At 35.9% G+C, this 9,374-nt stretch carries 8 protein-coding genes; 7 read left to right on the top strand and 1 reads right to left on the bottom strand.

Annotated elements, in window-relative coordinates; all coding sequences use genetic code 11:
• From IJQ68_RS05415 to gatE, 7 genes are all read left to right on the top strand, one after another.
• On the top strand, positions 1 to 463 hold a 463-nt coding region (locus tag IJQ68_RS05415), incomplete at its 5' end, for a helix-turn-helix domain-containing protein (protein ID WP_292797970.1).
• A 12-nt stretch (positions 464 to 475) separates the two neighbouring features.
• Positions 476 to 2,143: an AMP-binding protein gene (locus tag IJQ68_RS05410; RefSeq protein WP_292797968.1), complete on the top strand. Its 1,668-nt coding sequence runs from the start codon at positions 476 to 478 to the stop codon at positions 2,141 to 2,143.
• Positions 2,144 to 2,156: 13 nt separating this feature from the next.
• The gene (locus tag IJQ68_RS05405; RefSeq protein WP_292797965.1) at positions 2,157 to 2,444 is read left to right on the top strand and encodes a 4Fe-4S dicluster domain-containing protein; all 288 of its coding nucleotides are present in this window, start codon (positions 2,157 to 2,159) and stop codon (positions 2,442 to 2,444) included.
• On the top strand, positions 2,445 to 3,560 hold the full coding sequence (locus tag IJQ68_RS05400; RefSeq protein WP_292797963.1) for a 3-methyl-2-oxobutanoate dehydrogenase subunit VorB: 1,116 nt from the start codon (positions 2,445 to 2,447) through the stop codon (positions 3,558 to 3,560).
• Positions 3,561 to 3,572: 12 nt separating this feature from the next.
• A complete protein-coding gene (locus IJQ68_RS05395) occupies positions 3,573 to 5,021 on the top strand; it encodes a 2-oxoacid:acceptor oxidoreductase family protein (RefSeq protein WP_292797960.1) in 1,449 nt (482 codons plus the stop codon).
• Between the two features lie 9 nt (positions 5,022 to 5,030).
• Entirely contained in the window at positions 5,031 to 6,341 is a 1,311-nt protein-coding gene (gene gatD / locus IJQ68_RS05390; RefSeq protein ID WP_292797958.1) for a Glu-tRNA(Gln) amidotransferase subunit GatD, read from the top strand.
• 9 nt (positions 6,342 to 6,350) lie between these two features.
• Positions 6,351 to 8,216, top strand: a complete 1,866-nt coding sequence (gene gatE, locus IJQ68_RS05385) for a Glu-tRNA(Gln) amidotransferase subunit GatE (RefSeq protein WP_292797956.1) — start codon at positions 6,351 to 6,353, stop codon at positions 8,214 to 8,216.
• Positions 8,217 to 8,513: 297 nt separating this feature from the next.
• Here gatE and IJQ68_RS05380 read toward each other — a convergent pair whose 3' ends face one another.
• The gene (locus IJQ68_RS05380; protein WP_292797954.1) at positions 8,514 to 9,278 is read right to left on the bottom strand and encodes an EFR1 family ferrodoxin; all 765 of its coding nucleotides are present in this window, start codon (positions 9,276 to 9,278) and stop codon (positions 8,514 to 8,516) included.
• Between the last annotated feature and the right edge of the window lie 96 nt (positions 9,279 to 9,374).

Genomic DNA, 9,374 nt, shown 5'->3' with positions numbered 1-9,374 from the left:
GAACGTAGATTTAAAGACATACTCCCAGTACGAAACCGGAGAAGTTGACATTCCGGCAAGCTTTATTTACGAAATTGCAAACAAATTCCAAGTAGATTTAAGCTTACTTTTAACTGGTGAAGAAAGCAGAATGAGCATCTTTGATGTTACTCGTGCAAATAAAGGAATTTCTGTTGAAAGAAGAAAAGAATATAATCACGAAAACTTATGCTCCAAATTTATTCACAAAAAAGCTGAAACATTTTTGGTGACTGTTGATCCTGAAAAAAATCCAATTCCATCTTTGAATTCACACCCTGGTCAAGAATTTAATTACGTTCTTGAAGGAACACTTAAAATTTACATTCACAATAATGAGATTATATTAAATGAAGGAGACTCAATATTTTTTGATTCAACACATAGACATGCAATGGTAGCGCTAAATGATAAACCTGCTAAATTTTTAGCAGTATTAATGTAGAGGGTAGTTAATATGACATCTGTAATAGGAGATTTTGTTGAGAGAGTTGATTTTGACTCTTATGAAGATTTTTTCAAAAATTTTAAATTAAAATATAATGACGATTTTAACTTCGGATTTGATGTAGTGGACAAATATGCTGAAATTGACCCTGACAAAATCGCTTTAATTTGGACTAATGATGATGAAGAAAAACATACTTTCACGTTTAAGGATATGAAAGAATACTCCAATAGAACTGCAAACCTATTCAAAAGTTTAGGTATCCAAAAAGGCGATAAAGTAATGCTTACTTTAAAAAACAGATATGAATGGTGGTTCTGTATGGTTGCACTGCACAAGATTGGTGCAATAGCTATTCCGGCAACCCATATGTTAAAGCTTCATGATATCGATTTCAGATTAAAACAGGCTGAGGTAAAACTTGTGGTATCTGTTGAAGAAGACACATTACTTCCGGATTATGAAGAAGCCGAAAAAGAATTGGATACTGACTTAACAAAACTTGTAATTGAAACCGACAGGGACGGTTGGATTAATTTCAATAAAGCCATCGAAGAGCAAAGTCCAGAATTTGAAAGACCAACTGGTGAGGAAAAAACTTATGCTGAAGAAATATTTCTCATTTATTTCACATCAGGAACCAGCGGCCTTCCAAAAATGGTTTCACATAAACATACCTATGCATTAGGACATATCCCTACTGCAAAATACTGGCAGAATGTTGTAGAAGACGGTATTCACCATACTGCATCAGATACCGGTTGGGGAAAAGCAGTTTGGGGAAATCTCTACGGACAATGGATTGCAGGTACAGCAATATTCATTTACGATTATGTTAGGTTCAACGGAATTAAATTACTTGAAAAAATTATCGAAAATAAGGTAACAACATTCTGTGCTCCGCCAACAGTTTACAGATTCCTAATTAAAGAAAAAATTGAGGGATATGATTTTTCAAACATTACTTATGTTGCAACAGCAGGAGAACCTCTCCCTCCTGAAGTATCCAAAAGATTCAAAGATATTTCCGGTTTAACTATTAAAGAAGGGTTCGGCCAAACCGAAACCACATTATCCATTGGAACATTCATATGGCTGGATGCAAAATTAGGTTCAATCGGAAAACCTTCCCCATTATTTAATTTAGAATTATTAGATGAAAATGATGAAAAAGTAGAAATTGGAGAAGAAGGAGAACTTTGTTTTAAATTGGATGAAGATTCCCGTAATCCAGGATTATTTAAGGAATATTATAAAGATCCTGTCAAACAAAAACAGCAGATTCATGACGGATACTACCACTGCGGAGATACCGCATGGATTGACGAAGACGGATACGTTCACTTTGTCGGAAGAAACGATGACATAATCAAATCATCAGGATACCGTATAGGACCTTATGAAGTTGAAAGTGCTGTTTTATCACATGAAGCAGTTACCAATTGTGCAATTACCGCTTATCCTGATGAAGTTAGAGGCCAAATCGTAAAGGCAACCATCATATTGCAGCCGGGCTTCGAGCCTTCAGAAGAACTTACAAAAGACATTCAAAATCATGTTAAACGTGTTACAGCCCCTTATAAATACCCAAGAATGATTGAATATGTTGATGAAATTCCTGAAACAATCAGTGGTAAGATAAGAAGGGTAGAAATAAGAAATAAAGACAAAAATTAATTAGGAGATTATTATGGTTGACGAAGAGATATCTTTTCCTGTCATTAATATAGAAGAGTGCAAAGGATGTCAAAGATGTATTGTCGGATGTCCTCAAAATGCAATCTTGCTTTCAAATGAAATGAATAATGCAGGATATCAATACGCTTATTATAGTGGAAATGGTTGTACCGGATGTAAAGACTGTTATTTTACATGCCCGGAACCATTAGCACTTGAAGTACACCAATACAAAAAAGTTGTTGATGACAAGATTGGTAAAATGATTAAAGCAAAAGTGGCTAACAAAGGAGGAGAATAAATGAGTAATCAAATGGTAAAAGGAAATACGGCAGTTATTATCGGTGCAATGTATGCTGGCTGTGACTGTTTCTTTGGATATCCAATTACTCCTGCAAGTGAAATTTTACATGAAGCATCAAAATACTTCCCGATGGTCGGAAGAAACTTTGTTCAGGCAGAAAGTGAGGAAGCTTCAATAAACATGGTTTATGGAGCATCAGGTACAGGCCACAGAGTAATGACCGCTTCATCAGGACCTGGTATCAGTTTAATGCAGGAAGGTTTCACTTATTTGGCTGGTGCGCAATTGCCTGCAGTTATCGTTGACATTATGAGAGCAGGCCCTGGTCTTGGAAATATCGGACCAGAACAAGGAGACTATAACCAAATCGTTAAAGGCGGAGGTCATGGAAACTATAAAAACATAGTTTTAGCTCCAAACAGCGTTCAGGAAATGTGCGATTTGACAATGAAAGCATTTGAACTAGCCGACAAATGGAGAAATCCAGTTGTCGTTTTAGCTGACGGAACATTAGGTCAAATGGCCGAACCGTTAGTGTTCCCAACCGAAGCTGTTGAACCCGAAATCGACGAATCCTGGGCAGTAAGAGGAAATAAGGAAACTATGGGAAACCTCATTACTTCAATCTACAATGACTTTGATGAATTGGAAGACTTCAACTATGAGCTTCAGGAAAAATATGCAAAAATTGATGCTGAAGAAGTTATTTTCGAAGAGTACAACACAGAAGATGCTGACATCATTTTAGTATCATACGGTATCAGTTCAAGAATTGCAAGGTCTGCTGTTGACAAAAGCCGTGCAAACGGTTTGAAAGTTGGACTTTTAAGGCCTATCACATTATCTCCTTTCCCTACTGAAAAAGTTAAGGAATTGGCTGACAGAGGAGTTAGCTTCATATCAGTTGAAATGAGTAACGGCCAATTATTACAGGATGTTCAGTTTGCAGCTTTAAGAAAAGAGGATACTCACCTCGTAAACAGAATGGGTGGTAACCTGATTGAACTGAAACATGTGCTTGCAAAAATCTATGAAATTGCAGGATTTGAAGATGAAAACTTAGATACTTCAAAAAGAAGCAGTGAAAAGGCTAGTCCAAACATTATTGATTAAGGATGTGGAAGAATGAAAATAGAAGATTTAAAAAATAATGACGATTATGAATTACAGATACGCAGAAATCCACAATCCCTTTTAGAAGAGTATCCTAGAAAAGGAACCAACATTAAATCAACCCACTACTGTGCAGGTTGTGGACATGGTATCATACACAAATTGATTGCTGAATGTATGGATGAACTCGGAATACAGGAAAGATGTGTCATGATTTCTCCTGTCGGATGTTCGGTATACGCTTACTTCTACTTTAACTGCGGAAACTACCAGACTGCACACGGAAGAGCTCCTGCAGTAGCTACAGGTATTTCAAGAGCAGAAGATAATGCTATTGTAATGAGCTATCAAGGAGATGGGGACTTAGCATCAATTGGTTTGAACGAAACATTGCAGGCTGCAAACCGTGGAGAAAAAATCGCAGTATTTTTTGTAAACAATACCGTTTATGGAATGACCGGTGGACAGATGGCTCCTACAACATTAATCGGTGAAAAGACTGTTACCTGCCAGACCGGAAGAGATCCTGACTATTCAGGACACCCTACCCATATGTGCGAGTTAATCAACACTTTAAAGGCACCAGTATTTATTGAAAGAGTGTCTCTTGCCAATCCATTGAAAATCAGACTTGCAAAATATGCAATCAAACAGGCATTGACCGTTCAGAAAGAAGGAAAAGGGTATTCATTTGTTGAAATATTATCACCTTGTCCTACTAACTTAAAGCAGGATGTTGCTAGTGCTCAAAAATTTATTGAAGAACAGATGGAAAAAGAATTCCCTGTCAAAAACTTCAGAAACAATCTTTACAAAAAAGACCCTGTCCAAAGGCCTGCAAGTGATTTCAGCAAAGAATCCTTGGATAAAATATTTAATGTAAAAAGAGATGAAGGATCAGGTTATGTTGATGAGGACATTGAACCTGTAAGCATTAAAGTCAGCGGATTCGGAGGACAGGGAGTTTTAAGTGCTGGATTGACTATTGCACAGGCTGCATGTGCGGAAGGAAAACATGTATCCTGGTATCCAAGTTACGGACCTGAGCAGAGAGGAGGAAAATCCAACTGTTCCGTAGTGATATCCAATGAGACAATAGGAACTCCAGTAGTTGATGAAATGGATATTCTCATTGCATTGAACAAACCTTCCTTAGAGCAGTTCTCACAGGACGTTAAGGAAGGAGGAACAATACTTTACGATTCACACATCGGAGAATTCACAACCGACAGAAACGTCAAAGTTATTCCGATGCCTTGTGTGGATATTGCAGAAGAACATGGAAATGCCAGAACTGCAAATACTGCACTTTTAGGTGCTTTAACTGAACTGACTAATGTATTGAAAGCTGAATCTTACGAAAATGCTATTAAAGAAATGTTTGCTTCCAAACCTAAAGTCATCGATGTCAATATTGATGTTTTACATGCTGGAGCAAAATGGATAAAAGACAATTCATAGTGTGATTTTATGAGCTATAAACAAAATGCTAAAGAATTTATTGAAAATTATAATTTAGGTATAGGAGATAAAATCAAATTAAACAAAGAGGATATCTCATATACTGGTATTTTGCTTGATAGACCTGAAGATGCTGATGACGGATATTTAGTTTTGAAATTGTCCAGCGGCTACAATATTGGTGTAGCTATTGAAAATACTACAGCAGAGCTTATTGAAAAAGGAGAAAAACCGAAAATAGGATTTGATAAAACTGAAATTCCGAAAGATGATTCAAAACAGAACATCTCAATCGTATCCACAGGAGGAACTGTATCATCAGTTATTGATTACAGGACAGGAGCAGTGCATCCTGCATTTACAGCATCAGATCTGGTAAAAGCAAACCCTGAACTATTGGATTATGCCAATTACAATGTTAAGGCATTGTATAATATTTTAAGTGAAAACATGAAACCCGAATACTGGGTAAAAGCGGCAGAGGAAATAGCAAATGACATTTCAGAAGGTACAGACGGTGTTGTAATCGCCCATGGAACTGATACGATGCACTATACTTCAGCAGCTCTAAGCTTCATGCTGAAAACACCAGTTCCAATTATCATTACTGGTGCACAGAGAAGTTCAGACAGACCTTCAAGCGATGCAAACATCAATTTGATTGATTCAGTGATTGCTGCAAAATCAGATATTGCAGAAGTATGTGTCTGTATGCATGGAAGCTTGAATGACAAGTTCACTTACCTTCACAAAGGTACAAAAGTAAGAAAAATGCACACAAGCCGCAGAGATACCTTCAGAAGCATTAACGCACAGCCAATAGCTAAAATCGAAGATAAAAAAGTTAATGTTAATCCGGAATATAATTACACTAAAAGAGGAGAAAATGATTTAGAGCTGAATACTGCTATTGAAGAGAAAGTAGGATTTATTAAAAGTTTTCCTGGAATTTCTGAAGAATATGTTGAGTATCATATTGACAAAGGATATAAAGGTCTTGTCATTGAGGGAACCGGTCTTGGACATGTTCCAAATAACCTGATTGACTCATTCAAAAGAGCACAATCAGAAAATATTCCTGTCATTATGACTTCCCAATGTCTTTACGGAAGAGTTAACATGAACGTTTATTCAACCGGCCGTGAAATACTTGATGCTGGAGTAATTTCAGGTCTTGACATGACTCCTGAGACAACTTATGTGAAATTATGCTGGGCATTAGGTCAAAGTGATGATTACAATAAAGTAAAAGAGATTATGCATGAAAATATTGCAGGTGAATTTAGTAAAAAATCTTCAATTAAGGATTTCTTAAACTAGGGTGTTAATATGGATTATGAAAAATTAGGATTAAAAATGGGACTTGAAATTCACCAACAATTAAACAGCGAGCATAAATTATTCTGTCCATGTAAAACAGAACTTGTTGATGATGATTTTGATGAACTGGTTCAAAGAAAATTAAGACCAACACAATCAGAACTTGGAGAAATTGACAGAGCAGCTTTACAAGAATCCCTAAGAGGATTGAATTTCAAATATGAAAACTTTGAAAAACACACTTGTCTTGTTGAAAACGATGATGAACCACCTCACAGTTTAAATGAAGAGGCTTTAGATATCTGTATTACCATTGCATGTCTGATGAACATGCATATTGTAGATGAATTCCATACAATGAGAAAACAGGTTATTGACGGAAGTAATACTGGAGGTTTCCAAAGAACAGGTATGGTTGCAACTGACGGATACCTGGACACTCCATATGGAAGAGTAATCATTGAGAGTCTTGGATTAGAAGAAGATGCTGCAAGAAGAGTTGAAACAAAAGACGGATTTACCGAATTCAGATTAGACAGATTAGGTATTCCGTTAGCTGAAATTACAACAGACCCTTCAATGCACCATCCTGATCAGGTCAGAGAAGTCGCATATATGCTTGGTCAAATCTTAAGAAGTACAAATGTTAAAAGAGGCCTCGGTACAATCAGACAGGATTTAAACATTTCCATTGCTGAAGGAGCTCGTGTTGAAATCAAAGGTGTGCAGGATTTAGATTTAATGGCAGAAATCGTGAACCGTGAAGTTACAAGACAGCTCGAATTAATTGATATTAAAAAGCAATTGCAAGAAAGAAATGCTGAAGTCCTTGAAGAAATTCATGACTTGGACGAACTGTTTGTTGAGACCGAATCCAAAATCTTAAAATCCGCAGAAACCATTAAAGCAGTTGTATTGAAAGGATTTGACGGATTAATCGGACGTGAAGTCCAGCCGGGAAGAAGATTCGGTACTGAAATTGCTAGTTATGCTAAAAAACGTGGCGTATCCGGTATTTTCCATAGCGATGAACTTCCAGCCTATGGAATAACCCAGGAAGAAGTTGATAAAGTAAGCGAATATCTGGAAATTGGTGAAGATGACGCATTCATTATAGTGGCTCATGATGAAGACATTGCAGTTTCTGCATTGGAAGAAGTTAAAAGAAGAGCTAACTTAGGTCTTGATGGTGTGGTTGAAGAAACCCGTAAAGCTTTAGATGACGGAAATACCGAATACATGAGACCACTTCCTACTGCAAACAGAATGTATCTGGAAACAGACATTCCGTTATTTAAAATCACATCTGAGCGAGTTGAACCTATTGCAAACAACTTGCCTGAATTGCCTGACGTCAAACAGGAAAGAATCATTAAGCAATACTCATTAAGTGAAGATTTGGCTACACAGCTTGTTAAAAGGCAAACTGCAGATACCTTTGAAGATATATTGAAAGATGTTGATGTGGATGCAACTCCTGTAGCATCACTTCTCGCATATGATTTGCGTGAAATCAAAAGAGAAGGATATGACACCAACATATTGACTTTAGATCACTACAAAGGAATATTCACGTTATTGGCTGATGGCAAAATTGCAAAAGACAGTGTTCGTAAATTAACTATCGAAACGATTAAAAATCCTGATGAAGACATATCAAATATCGCTGAAAGCAATAATTTAACAATGCTCAGTGAAGAGGATGTGACTAAAATCATTGCAGATATCATTGCAAATAACGAATCTATGGTGAAAGAACGTCAAATGGGCGCTATGGGTCCTTTAATGGGTATGAGTATGAAACAGCTCAAAGGAAAAGCCGATGGTAGTCTCGTTAATAAAATCGTTCGTGAAGAAATTCAAAAATTAATATAGGGAAACTCAAAAGAGTTTCCAAAAATCTCTTTTTTTAAATTTTAGGTATACCTAAAAAAATAGAAACTTTTATATACTATAAAAGATAACATTATAACTAGAGATGTAAAGTTTAGGATAACCTAAAAAACACATTTCTTGGATTACATTATTGTCCATATAACTCTTCAAATTATTATCAAGTTAGTTTTCCACAATTTTCTAATTTGATAAAACATGGAAAATATTATCTGCCAATATAATTTTCCAAAGTACAGGGTGTTTACTGTGCGAAAAAACACCCCATATTATCTCTTTTTACATGAAAAATTCAATCTCTTTTCTTGACATATCATTTTCCAAAGCAATTTCCTTTTCAGCAAGATAATCCTGACCATCAAATGACCTGGCGTTTTCGCTGCAAATATTAATGCACAGACTGCAACTATCACAAAGATCAAGATTTGTCTCAATAGGATTATCCTCTTCAATTGCCTCAACAGGACATGTGTAAACGCAATCATTGCAGTAAACACACAGATTCTCATCACAGTTTACATTGAACGAATGATTTACATAATCCGCAAACGGCTTTTGGCCTGAAACGAAAATCTCATTCGTTTTACCGGATTCCAATTTCTCAATAATGTTTTGTGAAAACTCATTAAGCATTTTCATATCCATATTATCCGGCCTTTTTGAAGCAATTTCATTAAACAGTGAATGTCTGCTGACCGTTGAAGCAGCTCCAATAACATCAAATTTATTTTCTTTAAGCAAATCTACCAATTCCAACAAAGCATCACCATAACCTATGCCACCATAATTGATTACGGCAACTGCTTTGGTATTATTTCCTTTAAGTTCAGCTAAGTGATCTCTTGCCATTTTAGGAATTCTTCCATCAAAAACAGGCATTCCAACAATGACAAGTTCATCGTCAAAATTCTTTTTATCATCAAAACTCAACAAATCATAATTTTCATTATCAAGTTCGAAATTTTTAGCTATTTCATCCACAATTCTTTTTGTAGTCCCAGATGGACTAAAATATATTTTTGAAACTTTTTTAAATGGTAACATACTATCACCTTGCTTTATTGTAGAAAAAAATTGATATTTAAAGATTTTGTAACCGAATTGTAACCTTGATATGAATATACTAAAAATAACGAGTAT

Source organism: Methanobrevibacter sp., assembly GCF_017447225.1.
Lineage (GTDB): Archaea > Methanobacteriota > Methanobacteria > Methanobacteriales > Methanobacteriaceae > Methanocatella.
The sequence above is the reverse complement of the archived record's forward strand: the minus strand, read 5'-3'. Positions and strand labels throughout refer to the sequence as shown.

Bases quoted from the DNA above. Each gene is read 5' to 3' on its own strand.
- IJQ68_RS05410 (WP_292797968.1), top strand. From the start codon at position 476: ATGACATCTGTAATAGGAGATTTTGTTGAGAGAGTTGATTTTGACTCT.
- IJQ68_RS05405 (WP_292797965.1), top strand. From the start codon at position 2,157: ATGGTTGACGAAGAGATATCTTTTCCTGTCATTAATATAGAAGAGTGC.
- IJQ68_RS05400 (WP_292797963.1), top strand. From the start codon at position 2,445: ATGAGTAATCAAATGGTAAAAGGAAATACGGCAGTTATTATCGGTGCA.
- IJQ68_RS05395 (WP_292797960.1), top strand. From the start codon at position 3,573: ATGAAAATAGAAGATTTAAAAAATAATGACGATTATGAATTACAGATA.
- gatD (WP_292797958.1), top strand. From the start codon at position 5,031: ATGAGCTATAAACAAAATGCTAAAGAATTTATTGAAAATTATAATTTA.
- gatE (WP_292797956.1), top strand. From the start codon at position 6,351: ATGGATTATGAAAAATTAGGATTAAAAATGGGACTTGAAATTCACCAA.
- IJQ68_RS05380 (WP_292797954.1), bottom strand. From the start codon at position 9,278: ATGTTACCATTTAAAAAAGTTTCAAAAATATATTTTAGTCCATCTGGG.